General features: G+C 46.4%; 21 protein-coding genes. 18 read left to right on the top strand and 3 right to left on the bottom strand.

What is annotated here, in order from left to right; translation table 11 throughout:
- Positions 1–121: 121 nt before the first annotated feature.
- The 7 genes from GC130_RS10495 to GC130_RS10465 all read left to right on the top strand — a co-directional run bounded on the left by GC130_RS10495 (position 122) and on the right by GC130_RS10465 (position 7,153).
- Positions 122–460, top strand: coding sequence for a PadR family transcriptional regulator (locus tag GC130_RS10495; protein ID WP_151998258.1), 339 nt, complete (start codon positions 122–124; stop codon positions 458–460).
- Positions 457–3,084 carry an ABC transporter permease gene (locus tag GC130_RS10490; protein ID WP_151998257.1) on the top strand — a complete coding sequence of 876 codons (2,628 nt, stop codon included), beginning with the start codon at positions 457–459 and terminating at the stop codon, positions 3,082–3,084. The genes GC130_RS10495 and GC130_RS10490 overlap by 4 nt, the downstream gene beginning before the upstream one ends.
- An 82-nt stretch (positions 3,085–3,166) precedes the next feature.
- Positions 3,167–4,339 (top strand): alginate lyase family protein, encoded by a 1,173-nt coding sequence (locus tag GC130_RS10485; RefSeq protein WP_151998256.1) that lies wholly within the window; start codon positions 3,167–3,169, stop codon positions 4,337–4,339.
- A 77-nt stretch (positions 4,340–4,416) separates the two neighbouring features.
- A complete protein-coding gene (locus GC130_RS10480) occupies positions 4,417–4,779 on the top strand; it encodes a hypothetical protein (RefSeq protein WP_151998255.1) in 363 nt (120 codons plus the stop codon).
- A gap of 123 nt (positions 4,780–4,902) precedes the next feature.
- Positions 4,903–5,406 carry an RNA polymerase sigma factor gene (locus GC130_RS10475; protein ID WP_151998254.1) on the top strand — a complete coding sequence of 168 codons (504 nt, stop codon included), beginning with the start codon at positions 4,903–4,905 and terminating at the stop codon, positions 5,404–5,406.
- A 7-nt stretch (positions 5,407–5,413) separates the two neighbouring features.
- Positions 5,414–6,019, top strand: coding sequence for a hypothetical protein (locus GC130_RS10470; RefSeq protein ID WP_151998253.1), 606 nt, complete (start codon positions 5,414–5,416; stop codon positions 6,017–6,019).
- Between the two features lie 132 nt (positions 6,020–6,151).
- On the top strand, positions 6,152–7,153 hold the full coding sequence (locus tag GC130_RS10465) for a hypothetical protein (protein ID WP_151998252.1): 1,002 nt from the start codon (positions 6,152–6,154) through the stop codon (positions 7,151–7,153).
- 95 nt (positions 7,154–7,248) lie between these two features.
- Here the strand turns inward: GC130_RS10465 and GC130_RS10460 are convergent, their stop codons facing one another.
- Complete coding sequence (locus GC130_RS10460; RefSeq protein WP_151998251.1) at positions 7,249–9,288, bottom strand: penicillin acylase family protein; 2,040 nt, start codon at positions 9,286–9,288, stop codon at positions 7,249–7,251.
- 261 nt (positions 9,289–9,549) lie between these two features.
- On the opposite strand from GC130_RS10460, the gene GC130_RS10455 reads away from it, so the two are divergent.
- Both GC130_RS10455 and GC130_RS10450 read left to right on the top strand, forming a co-directional pair.
- Complete coding sequence (locus tag GC130_RS10455; protein ID WP_151998250.1) at positions 9,550–10,152, top strand: peptidylprolyl isomerase; 603 nt, start codon at positions 9,550–9,552, stop codon at positions 10,150–10,152.
- Between the two features lie 234 nt (positions 10,153–10,386).
- Positions 10,387–10,818 (top strand): DUF6326 family protein, encoded by a 432-nt coding sequence (locus tag GC130_RS10450; RefSeq protein ID WP_151998249.1) that lies wholly within the window; start codon positions 10,387–10,389, stop codon positions 10,816–10,818.
- 38 nt (positions 10,819–10,856) lie between these two features.
- Here the strand turns inward: GC130_RS10450 and GC130_RS10445 are convergent, their stop codons facing one another.
- The gene (locus GC130_RS10445; protein WP_151998248.1) at positions 10,857–11,273 is read right to left on the bottom strand and encodes a hypothetical protein; all 417 of its coding nucleotides are present in this window, start codon (positions 11,271–11,273) and stop codon (positions 10,857–10,859) included.
- Between the two features lie 302 nt (positions 11,274–11,575).
- Between GC130_RS10445 and GC130_RS10440 the strand changes: the two genes are divergently transcribed.
- From GC130_RS10440 to GC130_RS10400, 9 genes are all read left to right on the top strand, one after another.
- On the top strand, positions 11,576–12,205 hold the full coding sequence (locus GC130_RS10440; protein WP_151998247.1) for an MSMEG_1061 family FMN-dependent PPOX-type flavoprotein: 630 nt from the start codon (positions 11,576–11,578) through the stop codon (positions 12,203–12,205).
- A gap of 523 nt (positions 12,206–12,728) precedes the next feature.
- Positions 12,729–14,003, top strand: coding sequence for a chloride channel protein (locus tag GC130_RS10435; protein ID WP_151998246.1), 1,275 nt, complete (start codon positions 12,729–12,731; stop codon positions 14,001–14,003).
- A 124-nt stretch (positions 14,004–14,127) separates the two neighbouring features.
- Positions 14,128–14,694 (top strand): hypothetical protein, encoded by a 567-nt coding sequence (locus tag GC130_RS10430; RefSeq protein ID WP_226940432.1) that lies wholly within the window; start codon positions 14,128–14,130, stop codon positions 14,692–14,694.
- Between the two features lie 553 nt (positions 14,695–15,247).
- Entirely contained in the window at positions 15,248–16,441 is a 1,194-nt protein-coding gene (locus GC130_RS10425) for a DUF262 domain-containing protein (protein WP_151998245.1), read from the top strand.
- Between the two features lies 1 nt (position 16,442).
- Positions 16,443–17,504: an MAE_28990/MAE_18760 family HEPN-like nuclease gene (locus GC130_RS10420; protein ID WP_151998244.1), complete on the top strand. Its 1,062-nt coding sequence runs from the start codon at positions 16,443–16,445 to the stop codon at positions 17,502–17,504.
- Positions 17,505–17,774: 270 nt separating this feature from the next.
- Entirely contained in the window at positions 17,775–18,494 is a 720-nt protein-coding gene (locus tag GC130_RS10415) for an SGNH/GDSL hydrolase family protein (RefSeq protein WP_151998243.1), read from the top strand.
- 205 nt (positions 18,495–18,699) lie between these two features.
- A complete protein-coding gene (locus tag GC130_RS10410) occupies positions 18,700–18,990 on the top strand; it encodes a nucleotidyltransferase family protein (protein WP_151998242.1) in 291 nt (96 codons plus the stop codon).
- Positions 18,987–19,346, top strand: coding sequence for a DUF86 domain-containing protein (locus GC130_RS10405; RefSeq protein WP_201568558.1), 360 nt, complete (start codon positions 18,987–18,989; stop codon positions 19,344–19,346). The genes GC130_RS10410 and GC130_RS10405 overlap by 4 nt, the downstream gene beginning before the upstream one ends.
- A gap of 264 nt (positions 19,347–19,610) precedes the next feature.
- Positions 19,611–20,444 (top strand): universal stress protein, encoded by an 834-nt coding sequence (locus GC130_RS10400; protein ID WP_151998241.1) that lies wholly within the window; start codon positions 19,611–19,613, stop codon positions 20,442–20,444.
- 140 nt (positions 20,445–20,584) lie between these two features.
- On the opposite strand, the gene GC130_RS10395 is transcribed toward GC130_RS10400, so the two are convergent.
- The gene (locus GC130_RS10395) at positions 20,585–20,899 is read right to left on the bottom strand and encodes a DoxX family protein (RefSeq protein ID WP_226940431.1); all 315 of its coding nucleotides are present in this window, start codon (positions 20,897–20,899) and stop codon (positions 20,585–20,587) included.
- Between the last annotated feature and the right edge of the window lie 227 nt (positions 20,900–21,126).

Raw genomic sequence — 21,126 nt, 5'->3', positions numbered from 1 at the left:
TTAATACCCTGTTACCGAACGCCACACATTCTGGCAAATTTCTCCTATTGACATTCAAAATTTGATTGATCACTTTGTTAATACATTGCATAGCGATATATTGCATTACAACTTATTAACTATGTACTCATCGCAACTCCTCAAAGGCACCTATCAAACCGTGATTCTCAAACTATTGAACGAGAACAAAAGAATGTATGGCTATGAAATAAGCCAGCGGGTAAAGGAGGAATCGAAAGGGGAAATACAACTGCCTGAGGGCTCTCTTTATCCTATTCTGCATAAGATGACAGAAGAAGGATTCCTGAAAATGGAGAAGGTGAATATTGGTCGCAGAGTGCGGCGCTATTACTCCATCACCACGGCAGGCACCTCCGAAGCCGTCGTGCGTATGGAAGAGCTTGAGCGTTTCATGTCAACCATGAAGCTTTTGATGCAACCTAATACTGGCACGGCATGAAACTGAAAGACTCGCAAATCGAACTGATCGAAAAAGACCTCAGGAGGAAGGGTGTTACCTATGATCCTTTACACGAAGACCTGGTAGACCATGTGTGCAGCGAAATAGAGGATCGCATGGCGGTGGGCGAGTCGTTCAGAGATGCCTACGATCAGGTGCTGGGCAGGTTTGAACAAAGAGGCCTGCCCGAACTCAATAAAGAAACTATTTCCATCTTAAGTCATTTTACCATGCTCAGCAATTTCCTTACCTCCTCCCTCCGGCTGTTCAAAAGAAACCTGCTATACAGCGTCATCAGAGTAATAGGGCTTTCGTTGGGTCTAGCGGCCCTGTTGCTCTCCCTGTTCTATAACAACTATGAGCAGTCGTTCGACTCCTTCCATACTCAAGCCGATCATATTTATCGGATCGGTCGAATCACAGAGGCTGGCAAAGTAGCCACTACCACATTTCCGCTTGCCAACACGCTGCAGAGTGAATACCCGGAATACCTGTTCACTCATTTCTTCAAAGACCGCTCAAAAACGCTCTTCAGAAAAGAAGACAGATTTTTTTATGAAGAAAAAATGATGTGGGCCGATGGCAATTTTCTGCAGGTATTCCCATTCGACGATTTTCAGGGCAACCCTGCTACTGCCCTTCAGGAGCCTTACAGTGTGGTGCTGACCAGCGCAGCGGCAGAAAAATATTTCGATCATCCGGTGGTGCCCGGCGACCTGATCGAGTTCAAATGGAACGGAGACTTCGCCAGCCTTAAAGTAACAGGCGTTATCGAACGCTGGCCCGACAACATGCACATCAATTTCGACTTTCTGGTGTCGTTCAGTACAACGGAAGCGCTTTTCCCACCCAGCATTACCGACAGTTGGAACATGAACTACTGCTACACCTATGCAAAGCTTACTCCTGCAACGAGCAAGGATCAATTGGAAGAAAGCTTCCCAGCTTTTGTAGCCAAATATGTGAAGGACACTGAAAAGCCGAGCGAAGCCTACCTTGGATTTCTGCAGCCTGTGCAGTCCATTCATACCGACCCTTCGGTCATTACTAACTATGCCAACGTGATCGACTCCATCTACCCTCAGCTGGCTGTGGCAGTAGGGCTTTTGATCCTGATCATTACGTCGATCAACTTCGTGACACTCACGGTGGCACAACTGCATGAGCGAGCGAAAGAAGTGGGCATCCGCAGGGCCATTGGGGCATCAAGGGCGCAGGTGATTTCGCAATTTGTATTTGAAACATTCCTCCTCGTCACAGTCAGTTTTGGAATGGCCCTTTTGATGCTGCCACTGAGCATCGACGGATTCAATTACCTGATGGTGTCCAACGTGACGCTGGACCTCGCCCAGCACCTCTGGTTACTCCTTGCACTGCCGGGTCTGATCATCGTTACGACCCTGGTGACCGGGCTTTATCCTGCCATTATTTTTTCCAGGTCCAATATTGCGGAATCAATTCAACTGAAAAGAAGGAAGGCCGGCGTCTTCCTGCGAAAAGCGTTGCTCACGCTTCAGTATGTATTTGCGTCAGCCCTGATCATTTTTTGTTTGGTGATTTTCGAGCAAATCAACTACGTGCAAAATCAATCCATTGGGTATTCCAAAGACCAGGTGATCTACATCCCTCATGGCCGTCAAATCCGTGAGAACCCGGACGTTTTCAAAAACAGCCTCATGACCAATCCGGCGATCGAAAATGTCTCTCTTTCCTTTTACAAACCCACCGACGGCATTGGCAACACCATTGGTGTGACCTACAACGGGCAGGAAGAGATCAAAATAGCAGCCAATTCGGTAGACGAAGACTTTTTCACTACCTACAAAATTGATTTTCTCGAAGGCCAGGGCTTCGAAAGGATAGCTGGTGGCGATAAGAGGTCATTTATTCTCAATGAAAGCGCCGTGAAGCTGCTGGGAATCGACCGCCCGGTTGGAGCTACACTGGATACCGAATTCAACACAGGCGACCCGGGCGAACCAGTCGAAAAAAGAAAAGGCAAAGTGATAGGTGTGATACCCGACGTCCACTTTGAGTCGCTCCATTCGACCATCAAGCCGATGATTTTTCTGGTCAAGCCCTACTGGTACTTCTATATCAACGTCAAGCTCGACGGCAACCGTATTCCCGAGGGGCTCGCTCACCTGGAAGCCACCTGGTCAGACAAGTTTCCTGAGTTTCCTTTTGAGTACACTTTTTTGGACGACGAGTTTGCCAGACTGTACCAAACTGAAAAGCGCCTTGCTGGCGGATTGGGAGCTATGGCCTTGCTGGCACTGATCACCACCTGCCTAGGATTGTTTGGCTACATAAGGTTTGTGACGCAGCAAAAAACCAAAGAGGTAGGGATTAGGAAAGTGCTGGGTGCCAACTACCTGCACATCTCCAACCTATTCTCGAAACAGTTTCTCACCGCTATTCTCCTTGCCAGCGCCATTGCCTGGCCGGTTGGCTATTACGTTGCCAACGAGTGGTTGCAGAATTTCGGCTACCATGTCTCGCTGACAGCCACGCCATTCGTGGCCACGCTGGTCCTGCTGTTGGTCATTTCAACAGGTACCGTCTCCAGAGAACTGCTGCGTGTAATGAAGCTGGATCCAAGCAAGACCCTGCGGTATGATTAGTCGAGTACTCCAGCATCTCACATCCTAAATATCGGTCATTGCTTATATTAGCTGTTTGATTAAGCGATTCACCCTGATGAGCATGCAATATCGGTTGGTCTTTTATTATTCCTGTCTGGCACTAACGGTTTTAGGCTGCACCGCTCCTGAAAAAGGGCTGAGGGATGAACTAGTTGCATTGGAGAAAGAAAGGGTGCTCACCGCAGCCGACGACTACCTGACAGCCGACATTCAAACCATCACCGAAGTCACAAGCCCCCGCTCGGCTGGCGGCCCGCACGACTTCTACTCAGAGGGCGATTACTGGTGGCCTGACCCTGAAAATCCTGCGGGCCCGTACATCAGGAAAGACGGCCTCACCAATCCCGATAACTTTGTGGAGCACCGCAACCGCATGCGGCGGCTGAGCATCATCGTACCCACATTGGTCGCTGCCTGGACAATCAATCACGAAGACAAATACGCCCTGAAAGCCATTGAGCACAGCAATGCCTGGTTTGTGAATGAGGCTACCCGCATGAACCCCGACATGCTGTGCAGCCAGGCTATTTTCGGCCGGGTGACTGGCAGGGGCATTGGCATCATCGACGCTATTCATTTGGTAGAAGTGGCGCAGGCGCTGATGGTACTGGAAGAAAATGGTTTACTGAAAGATGATGCGCTGGAAAAAACCAAAACCTGGTTCGCTCAATTCAACGGTTGGATCACCACCCATCCTTACGGCATCGAAGAGCGGGACAATGGCAACAACCACAGCACCTGCTGGGCTATGCAGGTGGCTATGTATGCCCGGTTTACAGCAAACGACTCGCTGCTGTTGAGCACCAAAGAGTTTTTCGAAAAAACACTCCTGCCGGAGCAAATAGACGCCAACGGGTCTTTCCCCAAAGAGCTGGGCCGCACTAAGCCCTATGGCTACTCCCTCTTCAACCTCGATGCCATGTACACTTTGTTACACATCCTGGGGGAAAGGTATCCAGAGGTCTGGCAATACCAAACGGATAGTGCGTCGATCAAAAACGCAGTCGATTTCATGTTTCCATATATCGAAAACAAGACTTCGTGGCCCCATCAGGCCGACGTGATGTACTTTGAAGACTGGCCCATGAGGCACCCGGCGCTGCTGTTTGCCAGCTTGGCCTACAACGACAGGAAGTACCTGGATTTCTGGAAAACCCTCCCGGCAGAGTCGGAAAAGGATGAAGTAATAAGGAATTTCTTTGTCCGACAGCCACTGTTGTGGGTGAAAGAATGATGACGGCGACTTTGCCGTGGTTCGGAGGCAATTAGCTGCATTTTTTATATATTGTATTGAATCAAATGGCAAAACAAGTGAAGAACAGGCTCGTCCTTACCCTATTCATGTGTTTAGCGGCAACAGTTGCAATGTCTCAAGCTGGCATAACGCCGGGCACTGGCAACATAAAACCCACGCCTGTACGACCCTTTGATACCTTCTCATATTTGTCGCCTTTGAATATCCCTGGTAATAAAGTGCATCCGTTCGTCTTCAAAAATTTTAACTCTGACAACGAGATAGATATTACCATTGCGGACGACCTGCCTGGCCAAATCGCAGAGTCATCCAACGACAGAATGCCTGTGTTTGTGCCAAAAGGCGACTATACGATGCCCATTTTGACTCCGGGAGACAGCACTAAAAACTATACACTCTTAAGGAAACACATCGAATAGGATGTCCTCAGGAATGGCTCCTGTTTATTTTTTTTAGAAAAAACTCCCCACTGTTGTGACATTTCTGCACCTCATGCGAATAATGAAGTAAAAGCATTAAAAAAATCGCTTAAACTCAGCAAGGTGAAACGAACGCAACAACAGGAAGCCCTCTTCATAGACTACCTCGAAAGCTGCAAAAAGCTGATCGCCAAAGTAGCCAGGGTCTACTGCAAAGACGAAGAGGAGCGCAAGGACTTGATGCAGGACATCACCCTACAGTTGTGGAAAGCATTTCCCAATTACGACGACACCTACGCCGTTTCTACCTGGACCTACCGAATCGCTCTTAACACTTCCATCTCTCATCTGAGAAAAGTAACGACAAGAAGTGCGGTGCAGGCAAGCAAATACAGCGAAGGAGAAATTATGCAGGTGCAGGCCGAAACGACAGATGAAAACCTGGAGCATCTTTACCGTGCCATCGACCTGCTCAAGCCTGTCGACAAGGCGATTGTGGTATTGCAACTGGAAGGGTGTAGCAACAAAGAAATAGCAGAAGTCATGGGGCTCTCGGCATCCAACATCTCCACCCGGAAGCTGAGAATCAAAGAAGAATTAAAAACCCATTTTGAAACAACTAAATAAAAAGGTCATGGAATTTGAACAACTAACAAGCATATGGAACAACGCTAATCCAACGCTGGATCAAACGGTGAAAATCAACAAAGAGCTGGTAAAGACAATCAGCTTCAGTAAGGTGAAATCCAGTCTTTCAGAGATCAAATGGACAAGTATTGTCCAAATTGTGGTAGGCATCTGGTTCCTGGATTTTTTGCTGGGCTTTGCCTTCAGGCACCACGCCGAGCCCTTGTTTCTCATCCCAGCCATTATGTTAATAGTCATCACGCTGTACAGCCTGATTTTTGACATTGGGCAGTTGGTTATGCTTTTCACGATCAACGCTAAGGCCTCGGTTGCAGAGGCTCAGCGGAAGCTGTCAACATTGAAAAAGCTTGAAGCATATGACGCTTATAGCCTGCTGGTTATCATACCATTGTTTTCAGCACCTTTTCTGATCGTGATAGCCAAAGCGGCAGCGAAGGTTAGCTTGTACGAGTTTGGCAGCCAATGGATCTATTCATATGTAGCGGGCAGTGTTGTGGTGGCAGGTATTGTCGTTTTCTTTCTGCGGATGTTCCCCAACAAGGGGCTTCAGGAGTCTATTGACTTTTTGAGGGAGTTAAAGGAGGAAAAGTGAGCTTCCACTGGTATCCGAAAGCCTTCAAGTCCACTAAGTGTGTGTTTTAACGGTAGTACCATATACCCTCTCCGGGGTATACTATTGCCTCATTCATAGACCTAAATTTGCCACCATACAAAATTTAGACTTATGAAAAAGTTATTAGTTCTCGCACTGCTTTGCATGCCTTTTTTAGGCAATAGCCAAATTGTCAATGAAAAAAATGTCAAAGACTGGGGCTATGGTGAAAACAAGATCAAAAAGGCTCCTAAAAAGATTTATGTCAAAGACTTTTTTGTCAACTATCAGGTACTTTCGTCTAACTCAGAAACCACCACTAACTCAGACTTGGACAGAGCCACGTCGATGATGTCTGTGGGGCTGGTCGGCCTGGAGACTGAAGACTTTCAGGAAATTACTGATGCAGCCTACAAAAGAATGGTGAGCAAACTGACCGACGCAGGTTATGAGATAGTTGGCAGTGAAGAAGCTGGTAAAGCAGAAATGTTCCAGGATTATACCAAATTGACTGGTGGCACCCCGAGCCAGGCGCAAATTATTGGTTATATCTCAACAGCGCCGACAGGCTATGATTACTACGTAAAAAGAGTGACCAACAAAGGAAAAGCCAAGGATGCCTTTTTTGATGTTACACCCAAACTATCAAAGGAGCTTGGCGACATTCCGGTACTGGAAGCCAACGTAAGTTTTCAGTTTGTGACCATTGATGGCAGTAGCTTTGCGGGAGCGGCCAAAATGAAAGGGAACGTCAATTTTGTATTAGCCGCAACAGCAATAGGCACTTCATCTGAAGGTTTTTTCGGCTCAAAAATCGAAACTTCTCCTTCACTTGAAAGAGTGGTTTGGAAAGGCGGTGCAGTGGGTGCTGGTGCGCTATCCATCATACAATTCAGTCCTAAAAGTGATATTTCCATTGAAGGAGTTGTTGAGCAAAAGAAGTTTAAAGAGTATGTATCAAGTAATAGTTACAAGCCATCTTATGCGAACATTGTGATTACTCAAGACAAGAAGATAGAGGTGAGCCACCAGGTAAAAGCAGACAGAGAGGCCTATAAAACCAAATCACTTCAAGCATTAAATGAATATTTGGATCAAATGATCCAAAAGCTAATTGATAGTGCAAACGGGTAGTTAACAGCAGAAGAAGTCAAAAGCGTGCCTTTCCAGGTACGCTTTTTTTATGGCTTCTTACAAAAAATGCATGGAAGTCAGCCTGATACCGCCCCCTACCTCACCGGATGATACACCCTTTCCGCCGTCCGTAGCACCTCCTCCTTGTCGAGGGTCATGTGCTTGGGCTGCTGCTTTTGGAACCGCTCCAACTGGTCTTTGAAATGGGGCGAATCGGGGTGCATGCTGGCGCCATAGGTGTTCACGGTTTCAATGATGGGCAAGCCCTCTTTTGGGTAGCGGACAAGGGCAATATAAGCATCGCCCGACACCGCTTTGCGGGTGCCGTCGTCCTGCTGCCGGGAGTGAATGGCCGTCAGCGCATCGGGCAAGCCCCAGATGGGGTATGCCACACCACCCCGCACCAGCTTCTGCACGTCACCCAGGGCCACCGTGTCGCTGCCGAAATGCTCCATCATATAATCATGCACATATTGGTAAGTGGCCACCGCCGCCTCCCCTGGCAGAAATCCGGTAACGTTGCGATACTTGCTGTAAAGTTTGTAGTACATCAGCAGAAAGACGGCCGCTCCCCTGCTGTCCACAGTGGCTTTCCTGTCCCACTGCTGCAGGCTATTGATCACATTGGCCAGATCGGGATACCTGCCTGCATCCAGCGTCCAGAAGGCGTCAAGATTGATTTCGTACTGCAACTCCTGCGGTAACTGCTGGTCAAATTTGATCCGCTTGAAGGTATCGTAATCCAGCTTGCCTTCGGGCATAATCTCTGTTACCCGCTTACTGCGGTTATTATGGCGGCGGAAGAAGCCATCGTTGGGATCGAAGTTGGCCGTGTCCAGGTTGTCGGCCAGAGCCGTGGCAAGGAACGGCGAATGGTTGGTGTTGAAAAGATACCCTGCCTTTGGGTTCACATACTGAGGTAGCTCTTCAATTGCTTTAAACTCAGTCCACAGTGTAGAGGAGGTGTTCCCCGGTAAAGTGCTGCCCCAATCGTACTGTGGATCAGGGTTGCGGCGGGGCAACTTGCCATTACTCACGTAAAAGATGGTGTCGTACCTGTCGGCATACACAATATTGAACATGGGAAGGCTGGTCATGCTTAACGCCTGGTAGAACTCAGAGAAGTTCCTGGCTTTGTTCATTCTGTACCACTCCTCCAGGGCGCTGGCATCCATAAGCGCTGGCATCCGCACAGAAAAAGTACCGTTGTCGGCCTTTACTGTGGGGCCATACACACTCCAATAAGCCTTTTTACCAATCCGAACAGGAATGCCCTTCACCTTCAGTTTCACCTTCTGCTTTTCAAGTTTCAGCCATTGGTCGTCAAACCGGTATTCGTTGCTGTTGGACGGGTTCATTTGCAGCTGAAACACATCCACCTTGTCGAACATATTGACCGTGTGGGCCCAGCCCAGGTTTTCGTTGGTACCGTGAAAAATGACGCAGCCTCCCGGAAAAACACCGCCAAGCATGTTCCAGCCCTCCTCACTTTGCACGTGAGCCTCATAAAAAGCTACCGGCCCCTCCTGTGGCTGGTGAGCGTTGATGGCCAGAAAAGCCTCGCCAGTTGTGGTCTTGCTGGGGTGTATGGCAAAAGCATTCGACCCCCGGGAATCGAAGCCGGGAAGTGCGGGCACCTTGCCTGCAAAGAGGTTGGACAGGGCACGATCGGCCCCACTGAACACAGCCACAGAAAAAACCACCGCCGACAGGTAGTCCTTCTCGTCGGCCGGGAACACATGCTTGTTCAGCACCTCGTCGGGATGGGCATCGGCGTAGGCCTTCAACCCCTGGATATAGCCATTAACCAGGGCTTTGAGCTCAGGGCTAATCGTACTCCACTGCTCCTCCACAAGCTGCCTGCACCTCAGTAGTTTGAAGGCATAATCAGCCTTGGCTCCCTCCTTCCCAAGATATGAGCCCAGCATCCCCTTGCTAATGAGTGCCACCTGCTGAATGGTTTCAAAGTCATCCTCGGCATGTGCCCAGGCCAGGCCGTAGGCCACTTCCGGGTCTGTTGGTGCAAAGATGTGCGGCACACCGTAAACATCCCTGGCAATGGTGATGTTGGCGGGATCGATTTGGGCTTGTGCCACAGTGGCAATAAGTAGAAAAAGAAGGGTAATGTGTTTCATGTTTTAGTGAATCGTAGTAGTCCAGACTAAAAGTAGCAACAAAATGTTTTTAAACAGTTCAGGGCCTGTCACTGTCAGTCTGAGCCTGTCGAAGACCATTGATGGGAGGTGAACTGCCTGCAGTTCCCGGTTGTTCCTTCACACCGGGCCTCCCGATCCATTCGCCAAAACACCCTTTGTTATTCGCCAAAGATCACCTACTTTATGCTAGTCAAATGTAACCAACGGAGGTTGCATAGCACAAGCAGAATTCACCTTTCTATGAACAAACACCTCCTTCCATTAATAGCCATCGTTGCCATTGCCTGCACCTCATCGTCAAAGGAAGCGAAGCGTTACGATGTGGGCCAAATTATCACGCCCCAGGGCGAAATGCTCTTCTGGCTCTACGACGACACCCCCACCCACAAGGATAACTTCATCAAACTGGCCAATGAAAAGTACTGGGACAGCCTGAGCTTCAACCGGGTGATCGAGAACTTCGTCATCCAGGGGGGCTGCCCCGACACGCCTGAGGGCTTCAGCGATTCGCCCTACCTGCTTGATCCTGAAATTCTACCTAGCCACAACCATGTGTATGGTGCCGTAGGGGCTGGCAGAGACGGCAATCCCGAAAAGCTGTCAGCTGGCTGCCAGTTCTATATTGTGCACGACAGCGACGGTATCCCACGATTGGATGGGGACTATACCATCTTCGGACAGGTATTCAAAGGGCTCGATGTGCTGAACAAAATAGCGACCATGGAAACGGACTCTCTGGATGCACCGCTGGATCGGGTGCCCCTGGACGTCAACATCATCCAGATGACTGAAGAAGAGCTTAAGGAAAGCGGGTTTGAACTGGAGATCGAAAAAGGCTCTTAACGTTGCCGCCTCCACGAACCCTCGTTTCTGAGTGTGTCTTTACACGATAACCCTGGTCTGTGTCTTTGTAACCCCCTCCACTACTGGCCTGCCAGACTATTTTGATCCGCTAAAAAATTTAGAGCGGGCAGGCTACAATTGGTATTGCCGGGCGGTTTCGGCGAGAAGCCTTGTCTTCTGATGCAACCTCCGGCGACTCTAACGCATCCTGCTACCAACCAATCCAATATAAAAATGACTACAAAAGTACTACAGGAACCCAGCATCAATGTGAAACACAAACTCTCGGCCTTGTGGGCGTCAGTCATGTTTTGCTTCATATACGGCGATTATTTTGAGCTATACGTGCCCGATAAAGTCAACGGGCTCCTTACCGGTGACACTATTTTAGACACTCCTGCAAAATTATTGACTGCCTCTGTCGTGCTGGCTATTCCTGCATTAATGATTGGCCTGTCCCTTCTGCTCAAAGCGCCTGTTAGCAGGGTTCTCAACATCATTTTTGGGACTTTTTTCACACTAATGATGCTCCTGATAGGCGTCAATTCACTCACCCCCTGGTATAGCTTCTATGTTTTTCTGGCCATTACGGAATGCATCATTACCGCAGTCATTGTCTTTTACGCCTGGACGTGGCCAAGGGAAGACAAGGCAGCTGCAGCATAGCACATGATTGCCTGACCCGTCCCCGGTTCGCACTCGGATCACTTTCGTACCCTGATCACATAAAGCTTCGGTTTTAGGCCTGGGCTTTTAGAAAAGTCCAGCAAAATATTATCGCCAGGCTGAAGCACCTGCAACACGGGTTGCGCATCAAGCTCCTCATTTTGGCGAACCCCTCTATAATATCTGGATCTGACAGCTGTTGCAGACCTCACAACAGCCAGGTCCATAATGAAAGTCAAGTCCTCTTTGTTGTCGATCTCTGCGTCCAAAGTGAAACTCAGGGTTGCCTGCTTGGAAGGGCTTGGAAAATCAGCGAGGCTTATTCCTACCTTCGGATCCACAAGCTGGCCGTTGTAATAAACGTTGAGAGGGTAACTATCTGATTGTACAGTAAAAAACATCAGAGCGAGGAAGAATGAGATATGCATGGCTTGGTCTTTTTTTAAGTTACTCATTTTAAGAGCGTTTGATCTATCACTGTGGGCTATTTTTCGGAAAAGCTCACTTTCTGCTCCAAGAACTGCTGCATCATCCCTCAGCGACGCCACCTTGCAAGGATTATGTCATCACAATTCTTCCTTCACTGCATGCCGAACCAACTTTCACGAGTAAAAAAAACTATTTCAGCGATTAATACTGCTCACCGATACGAGCAAAATAGCATAATTCTGTTGCCAATATTGTACTATATTGTGGCGATAAACTCAGCTGGTTAGGCTGACGCAATGATTACGTATCATTTAAAACCAATAAAACTATGGAATGGGCATTTAAAAAAATGATTACTGCCGAGAAACAGCTCCGTGATCTGATGGGGTATCCCAGCGAAATAGTGACCCGAAAAACCATTGACCATATTGATGAGCATTGCAAAAGCTTTATCGAAAAATCACCATTCATTACCATAGCAACATCCGACTTGAAGGGTAATTTAGATGTATCTCCAAAAGGAGATCCGGCAGGGTTTGTGAAAATATTGAGTGACAAAGTGCTGGCCATCCCAGACAGGCCCGGAAACCATAAAGCTGACACATTAACCAACATCATTCAAAATCCAAACATAGGGCTGATCTTCCTGATTCCGGGAATCAAAGAAACCCTGAGAGTAAATGGGGAGGCTAAAATAGTGACTGACGAAAAGGTTTTAGAGCTCTTATCCTGCCAGGGTAAAAAACCGGGATTTGCAATCATTGTAACAGTGAAAGAGGCATTTATACACTGCGCCAAATGCATCATCAGGTCTAACCTGTGGACAACAGTTGATGAAAGACAAGAACGCTCTATTGCGACCCTGGGCAAAGCCCTGGTTGACCATGGAAAACTTGATATTTCATCCGAAGAACTGGATGAGATGATAAAAGACGATGAAAAAACGAATTTGTATTAGGTGTGCCATCAACCGGTAAACAGCCGTGAGTGATGAGCCCCCCTGGTGCAAGCCTCCACTAGTATCAATACATTACAAACACAATGACTTCACCCTCGCTGGCGCTAGCATTCGTTTGTTCCTGTGCATTACTCGACTCGTCCTTTAGCGTGTCTTCATGCAAAATCCCACACCGCTGGCTTATCTGAATATTTGGCTATTTTAGTGAGCCAACGTTGTAAGGTGAATAAGGCTAATGCCCATACCTGTTGGCAAGTGGTTTTTTAGAACAACAGACTGAACATCAAAGCAATAAATGGAAGCTGAACTAATACAATTTTTTAACCTCCTCCCCGTCCATGTGAGTGTCTTCACCCGCCGTCTGCCGCAAGGCCCAATCTTTTCCGGGAATTGGCAGCAAATTTAGCAGCCTACATAGGTAAAAAGTGGCCCCTGTCGTTGACATCATGCTATATTGCGAAGGTAAATCCAACCAGTTGGGTTTGTGCAATTGCTTGAATGCCCTATAAAACAGTACTGAAAAGTGAAATTAAAACGAAGAAGAAAATTAGTCACGTACTTAAACATTTTAGACCAGCCTATCCGATTCAACCCCTTCGTTTTTAGCCGGACTTTTTTGTTGTGGGCTTTTCTGGGACTATTGGGTGGGATCATAGCTGGGGTCTATTGGATAGTACTTGAATTCCTGACTCACAAATTGGCGTTTTTTGAAGGATGGCATGTAATTCCTGTGATGGCAACTTGTGGGCTTTTGGCGGGCTTAACAATTCACTTCATTGGAGACCCAGGAGAAATACATTTGATTGTAAACAACATCCGCTTCGATAAAGGAAAGCTTGAGCCAAAAAATAACCCTTCAATGATTCTTTCCTCTTTACTATGTGTAGCATCGGGAGGAAGTCTTGGCCCTGAAGCACCCCTGGTACAAGTAACAGGCTCTACAGGTACGTGGATTGGTAAATTGTTCCGGCTAAAAGGAGAAGAATTGAGGTCGTTAAGTATCGCAGGAATGGCTTCTGGTTTTACCGCACTATTTGGTGCTCCTTTGGGCGGTAGTTTATTTTCTTTAGAAATACTTCACCATAAACATGCCGTTGAATACTACCAGGCAATTATCCCTGCGTTTGTAGCAAGCTGTTTTAGCTACCTGGTATTTGCCTTAATCATCCATTTGGGACTAGCCCCGATATGGGATTTATCTGCCTACACATATTCAGGGATTTTCGATTTTGGCTACGCAGTTCTATTCGCAGTAGTCGGGGCAGCTTTTGGTTGGGGCTTTATTTATTGCGTGAAGTTTTTCAAATCCATTTTCGAGAAAAGACCGCTACCCATTTATATCAAGACTTTAATCGGTGGAATGCTACTTGGTATCATCGCATTTTACTTTCCAATAACCCGATATTTTGGTCACCACGAGATCAACGAGTTACTGACAGGGGATTTCTCCCTGACCCTGTTGTTCGCCATACTGGTTTTTAAAATTCTCGCCATTTCAATCACTGTGACATCCGGTTGGAGAGGTGGCTTTATCATTCCCTTGTTTTTCGTTGGGGCAACTTTGGGCTTAATACTCCAGCACCTGTTTCCTACCATCAACCTAACACTAGCCATTGTCAGCTGCATGGCGGCAATCAACGCTTGTGTGACCCGAACCCCCATGAGTACCACGATTCTATTAGCTACGTTAACAGGTTTCGGACATTTTATCCCCATCCTATTTGCGAGTTTGACAGGATATTTTCTGGCACCCAGAATACCTTTTATAAGTTCACAGATGGAGAAAGAACAAAAATAGCGATCCCCATCCCCCTGGCAGAAGCTTGCGTTTAAAGCCATCCCGTCTTATGTGTGTCTTCACACATTCCACCCTAGCACGCCTGCCCCAATCATTTTTCCAAAATTGGTGGTAGATTAACCGAATGATAAAAAAGGGATATGGATCCACCCATGCCCGGATGTTGGTAAAAATTAGAATGATGAGGAAAGTTATACTATTCGTTATTTCATTGGCATTTAGTTCGTCAGTATTTGGACAAACCCCAAGTGAAAAATATGCTGATGACGTAAAATCAATAAGTGCCATCATAGAGGCATACTATGGCGTGATTTCAGGCTCAGGTCAAGCCCCCTGGCAATTTGAAAGAGATAGTTACATTCATTCACCAAATGCTGTCATTACAAAGTTAGATGAAAATGGGAAGGCTGAATCACATTCATTAGAAGCAGAATACATTCCGCTGTTATTATCAACCAAAGAGGATTTTTACGAAAAGGAACTCAAAAGGGAAGTTAGTCACTTTGGGAATATCGCCCAGGTATGGAGTGCTTTTGAAGTGAGAACTGACCTAAATATTGCTTCAAACATTAGAGGATTGAATAGCATCCAACTTCATTTTGAAAAGGGCAGATGGTGGATAGACAGTTGGACAAGTGAAATGGAGTCTGACAAGAACTCTTTGGTAACAGATTTTCTGACGAGGGAATAAAACTTTTGCCAGTCGTTTAGGCGGCCGTGAGCCACCCACTTCCCCCCTGCCGCAATGCACCCGCCGGGCAGAGTAGGCCGGCGCAGGCATGTGCCTAATCCCTACATCCCGTCCTTATGTGTGTCTTCACACATTTTCCAGCACAATGTCACCAAATAACCTGCAGCCCTCGGCTCGGAAGTAACAGCTGTTGCCAAATAACCTACCGCTGTTGGCAAAAAGGTGATACAGTTCATAAAAAAGACGAGTGCTCTCACCAAAAAGATGACAGCGACCACAAAAGAGATGACCCAGTTCACCAAAAAGATGACAGCTGTCACAAAAAGAAGGGCGAGGGGGTATCTGGAAGGGGGGTAGGCACTTTTTAGTGCGTTTGCGGTCAACATGGCCCCATACACGGCCCGGCTCAGTGTCCTACCCTCAATGCACTCATGCTAGCCAGATTCTCGGACATTAAACTACTTAGGCATCATAACTAAAACTCAAAACTACCACCAAAGCTAAATTAACAATAAGATAATTTAGCTAAATTAGTTCGACAAAACATCTCACTATGACATTACTCAAAGGAGAAAAAATAACTTTTGCACATCTTGAAAAGACATTTGAAGCAAGAATGTCAGACGAAGACATTAATCAAAAATACATAAAAGGTGAAGTCAGAATAGTTACAGAACAAGCGAGGTATCCGCTCCCGTCCATCGTTACGATGCTTGAAAGTGGTGACTATATGCTGAATCCAGAATTTCAGCGACGTCACCGATGGAATCAAGAACAAAAGTCCAGGCTTATTGAGTCCTTTATTATGAATGTACCGATTCCTCCAATTTTCCTTTATGAGGATAAGTACTCTCATTATGAGGTAATGGACGGTCTCCAAAGGCTATCAGCTATCTATGACTTCTACACCGATAAGTTGACTTTGGAGGGCTTAGATCAATGGCCGGAACTTAATGGAAAAGCTTGTTCTAATCTTCCAGTTCAAATTAGGAAAGGTATTGACAGGAGGTACTTGTCATCAATAATACTACTTCAAGAAACTGCGAAAGATGAGTTCGAAGCGAAAAAACTAAAACAACTAGTATTTGAACGGATTAACAGTGGCGGAGTACGATTAAAACCACAAGAGGCAAGAAATGCAATTTACAATGGTCCACTAAATGAATTGTGTATTAAACTAGCAAGAAATAAATATCTGTGCAAAACTTGGGATATTCCAGAGCCAACAGGTGATGAGACAACACCGCCGGAGGATCTATTGCGTAATAATTCATTCAGAGAGATGGAGGACGTTGAATTAGTTCTAAGGTATTTCGCAAATAGGCAAAGGGAGGAACTCTTCAAAAGCAGCTCCAATTTTAGCAATTTCCTAGACAACTACTTGCGATACGGTAACAAACTCCAAACTGAAACGCTAAAAAAAATGGTGCAGCTCTTTGAAGCAACAATCGAGTTTGTTTATCAACTGATGGGGGAAAAGGCTTTTTGGCTCTACCGACAAAGGGGCGCAAATTGGAATTGGTATCAAAGGCCGACTACTGTTGTATTCGACCCCTTGATGTTGGTGGCAACTAACTATATAAATGATTCTGAAAAGATACTTTCCAAAAAAACCCAAGTTGAGAGTATAATGGCAGATTTCTATAAAGTAAACTATGCAACCTTTGAAGGAAGAAACACTAACCCGAGTCTCGTAAAGGATAGGGAGGGCAAGTTTGATTTGCTGTTTCAAAAACTATCCAAGTAAGATGGAGGTGCTAAAAAACAAGTTCCATAGAGAATTAAGCGACCTTGATAAACTAATTTCATTTTATAATTCGGAGTTGAAATTGCTTGGCGATCTAGAACTAAATGATTTTAACCTTAATAACAAACTACTCAGCGAACTTTCCACGAACCTTAAAGCGTTTTCAATTTCCAAAAGGCAATTCAACTATAACAGCATAATAATTTCGCTTTATGGCGCATTTGAAAGGTTCATTGAGAATACCCTGGTATCCTTTGTAGACAAAATCAATAAAATTGTAGACAAATATGATCAGTTACCGGAAGCTATAATCAAGAATCATTTGACACTTTCGCTAGCCCTATTGAATAAAATTGAACAGACAAGATATAGTGGTACTTTAAAGAAGAATGACATCATCAATAATCTTCACACTTGTATCAACATCAATCAAGATTATCAACTCAATAAGGACGCTTTCGCATATCATACAGCAAATTTCCGACTTCAAGTGATTGATGAAACCTTTGCTCGTGTTGGAGTTCAAGGCATTAGCAATTTGTTAATAAAGAATCACGAGTTTTCACGCCACATAATTGCAAAAAATGAAAAAAGCAGCTCTAAATCTGTAACGAACGAGGAATCCTTCTACTTTTTAAATGACTTGGCGGAGCGAAGAAATGATGTTGCTCATGGCGTTGCCAGCGAAATTCTGCAAAATGATATTCTAAGAGACTACATCGAATACTTTAAATTTTACTCTGAAGCCTTATCCCAGGTTTTAGAAAACAAGATTCTTCATACTGAGTTAAATTACTCTGGGAAAGAAATCGGTGAAATAACCAATGCTTTTAAGAATGGAAGGGTCATATGCATTTACACCAACAAGTTTCCAATAAAAGTCGGAGACACTGTAATAGGAAAAAATAAGTCAGAAATTGTTAAGGCCAATATTGTTGGAATGAAGATAAATGAGATCAGCGTCAACAACTGTGATGATCAAGATAATTATGAAATTGGAATAGAGCTCGATCAAAAGTTCAAAAAGAACTTTAGAGTTTCTTTAGTTCCCACCCTCGCTTGAGCACTAGCGGAAACGCCCACCCTCCCGGGAGGATGCATGAGGCAAGCAATCGTATCGCCCACTGCTGCCATACCCTCCCCGCTGGTGCGAGCCTGTGGCTCGTATCTTATCAACTACTGCCGTTTTCAGGGTTGTCTCCACACACTGATGTAACACCTCACACCATCGCCCACCACTCAATCCTCTACAATACCCTCCCCCATTTTTCTTACATTGAAGCCATATTAATTGACTAATCAAGCGATGGCTCAACCAAAAACACCTACAACCATGAGAAAGCATATCAATTATTGGGCAGTGCTATTGCTTCTGCTGCCGGGCAGTGTTTTGGCCCAAACCAGGCCGGACGCAGCGGCCATCAAGGCCTCGGCCAATTATGGCAAGTCGGTGGCGGTGTTTGGTGGCTCGGTGTCGGTGATCCCTGACAGCAACAGCGCCAAAGTACAATGGGAAAGGCAGCTCGGCATGAAAATCACCAACTACGGCGTGTCGGGCGCAGGCTTTTCATCGTTGCAGGGCAAGTCGCTGCAGCAGCAGGTGGATGAAGCCGGTGTGTTCGACATCTACATCTTGTGGGCCTCCACTAACGACTACACCAACAACCGGGCAGTAGGCACCTACACCGACTACACCGAGTTTGATGGCTACGACAAAACAAAGCTCACCACCCAGGCCGGTGGCATCAACTATTGCATCAAAAAGATCTACGAGCTGAATCCAAAGGCCACGATCTATTTTTTCACCTCCAGCAAAGCGTTTAACGACCGGGGTGCTTATGACCCGTTTTATCCAAAAGGCATGGTGGAGCATGTGAACATGCAAAAGGCAATCTGCGAACTCCATGGCATCCCCTACCTCGATCAGTTTACGCTTGGCGGCTACAATGTCTACAACAAGGACTTGTACTACGACGACCCCATCCACATGAATGTGCTGGGCTACAAAAAGCTGGGCGAGCTGCAGGTGGCGTTTCTGGCCTTTCCGCAGTAATTAAAGAGGTTACTCTGTGCTCCCGTGCAAGAGTAACCTCTTTAATCGTTGTGCTACCGTACAAGAGTAACCTCTTTAATGGGACTGCTGGTGCGAGCTGGCGGCTGCTAGCCTACCCCAATACCCAGTTCCTCATTCAACTACCACGGCAAACAGTAATGTTATCAGGAAACAAATAATCGGAAGATTTTGGTAAATTTGATATATGAGACAATCCATCGACATAGAGACCAAACTACAGGAGTTAAAACCTCTTTTGTCAGACAAATTTCATGTGAGCAAAATCGGGTATTTTGGTTCATACGCCACCGGTGGACAATCAGATAAAAGTGACCTCGACTTACTGGTTGAATTTTCGCAGCCTATTGGCTGGGAATTTTTTACGCTTGAGAAGTTCCTTGAACAAGAGTTCGGGCTAAACATTGACCTGGTGACCCAGGAGGCTTTGAAAGAGCGAATCAAAAGACCCATCTTAAACCAGGTTAAATACATTTGAAACCTGGCGAAAGGGATAATGTCCTCTATCTTGAAGACATCGTACTATCGATGGATCGAATCCAGGAATATATTTCGGGGCTGGATTTTATTCAATTTAAGAGAGACTACAAAACTGTAGACGCAGTAATCCGAAACTTTGAAGTGATTGGCGAGGCTAGTAAAAATTTATCCAAATACATCAAAGATAGCTACCCAAATGTCCCCTGGGAAGAGATGTACAGACTCAGAAATAGGATATCCCACGAATATTTCGGGATTGACTATGAAATAATTTGGGATATCATTTCAAGGCACCTACCGAACAATCACAAAGACATCAAAATAATTCTACAGAACGAACGTCTAAAGAAATAAGGGCAATGCCTACGCCCCATCGTCGGTCGAGTGCTTTTCTGGCCTTTCCGCAGTGATTGATTAAAGAGGTTACTCTGTCCTGAAGCACAAGAGTAACCTCTTTAATGGGACTGCCTGCCGTTCTGCCGTTTATTGTTCTGGCGTGTGTCGCACACGACCGCACTCACATACCTCCCCACCCACAAAAATCACCTCAACTGCTGACACAGGTCATGATGTGGCCGATGGATAAATACCAGATTTACCCAACAAACCACATCAGTCATGAACACGATAATTATAGCCACCGATTATTCACCCGCCGCCACCAATGCACTTCAATATGCCGCCAACGTGGCGTCGGTTGTCAAAGCCGACCTGGTGCTTTTCAATTCTTACCACCTCAGCCCCCATGCTGCCAACGGCCTGGTTAGCCCGACCGCCATAGAGCAGATGATCGAACAAAACAACAGCGACCTGCAAAAGTTAGCGGACGAAACCGCCAAAAAATACGGACTGAAAGTGAGCGGGGTTAGCAAAACGAGTGATACTATTGGAGAACTGGCGCAATACGTTGCTGATCGTAACGCCGACCTCGTAGTGATGGGCATGGAGACCAACCTGATAGAATACGAGCTGTTTGGCAACACCACCACGGCAGCCATCAAGCGACTGAATTGTCCGGTGCTGGTGGTGCCCAGCGATGTCCCTTTCAAGGGCATCGGAAAAATTCTGTATGCCTATGAGCACACCTGCCTCGATCAGGACAACCACCTTAATGTGATGAAGGAAATTGCCCGGAAGTTCGCCGCAGAGCTCCAGATCTTCCATGTAGACACCAAAGCCAAAGAGGGGGTAGCTGTTGCGGTTGAAGAAAGTGTGATCGATACTGTCGATGGGCTGCTGGAGGATGTAGACCATACATACAGCTTTGTAGGGTACCCAAAAATTGGGGAGGGCATTGCCCGGGGTGTCGAAGCCTTTGAGGCTGACCTGCTGGTGATGGTGCCTCACAAAACCGGCTTTCTGGAGTCGCTACTAAAAGGCAGCAACACCCGCAGCATGACGCTAAAGACCAGGGTGCCCTTGCTGGTGCTGCCTAACCCAAACATGAATTGAAGCAGGCGTTGATCTCGAAGCAACGATTAAAGAGGTTACTCTGTGCTCCGGCACAAGAGTAACCTCTTTAATGGCCAGGCTCTGCGCAAGGTTATTGAAAATCAGTTGAGGCTTTTAGCCTCTGTCCGCCGCCAGCACAATCAAGCAAACCACATCAGGCAGCTGTACTCTGCGCCGCCTGTGCTCGGGCCCACTACATACCAGCCGTTGGGTAAATGCACCAGAAAAATGCCAGGCACGATCACCAACAACCAGGTGAGGCTGATCCATTTCTGAAAGAAACCAAAGGCTAGGGTGATACCTCCTACCAGCTCAAATAATGTGATGCCCCAGGCAATATGTGTGCCTATCATCAGCCCAAGCGAGTCGAGGTAGCCCCCAAAGTCGGCCACTGTGCCGTAGTATAGCCGTTGAAAGCCATGAGCCATCATAATGATACCGACCATGATGCGCAAGGCAAGGAGCGCATGCCGCTGCGAAATAAACCCGGAATTGTCATTAGGAATTAGGACGGAGCAAAAGGCCAGTTGAAATTTTGGGACTCTGTCCAGATTCCTTCAATCCATTTTCTTCGTTTCATTGCCAGAGAAAGGTTGAGTATTTTCTGACTGCCGGATTTGGTTATATAGCCCCCAATAGCAAAGATTTTATACCTGAGTGTTTTGAGTTGATGGAGCTTGTC

Origin of the sequence: Imperialibacter sp. EC-SDR9, from assembly GCF_902498805.1 — a bacterium.
Lineage (GTDB): Bacteria > Bacteroidota > Bacteroidia > Cytophagales > Cyclobacteriaceae > Imperialibacter.
The sequence above is the reverse complement of the archived record's forward strand: the minus strand, read 5'-3'. Positions and strand labels throughout refer to the sequence as shown.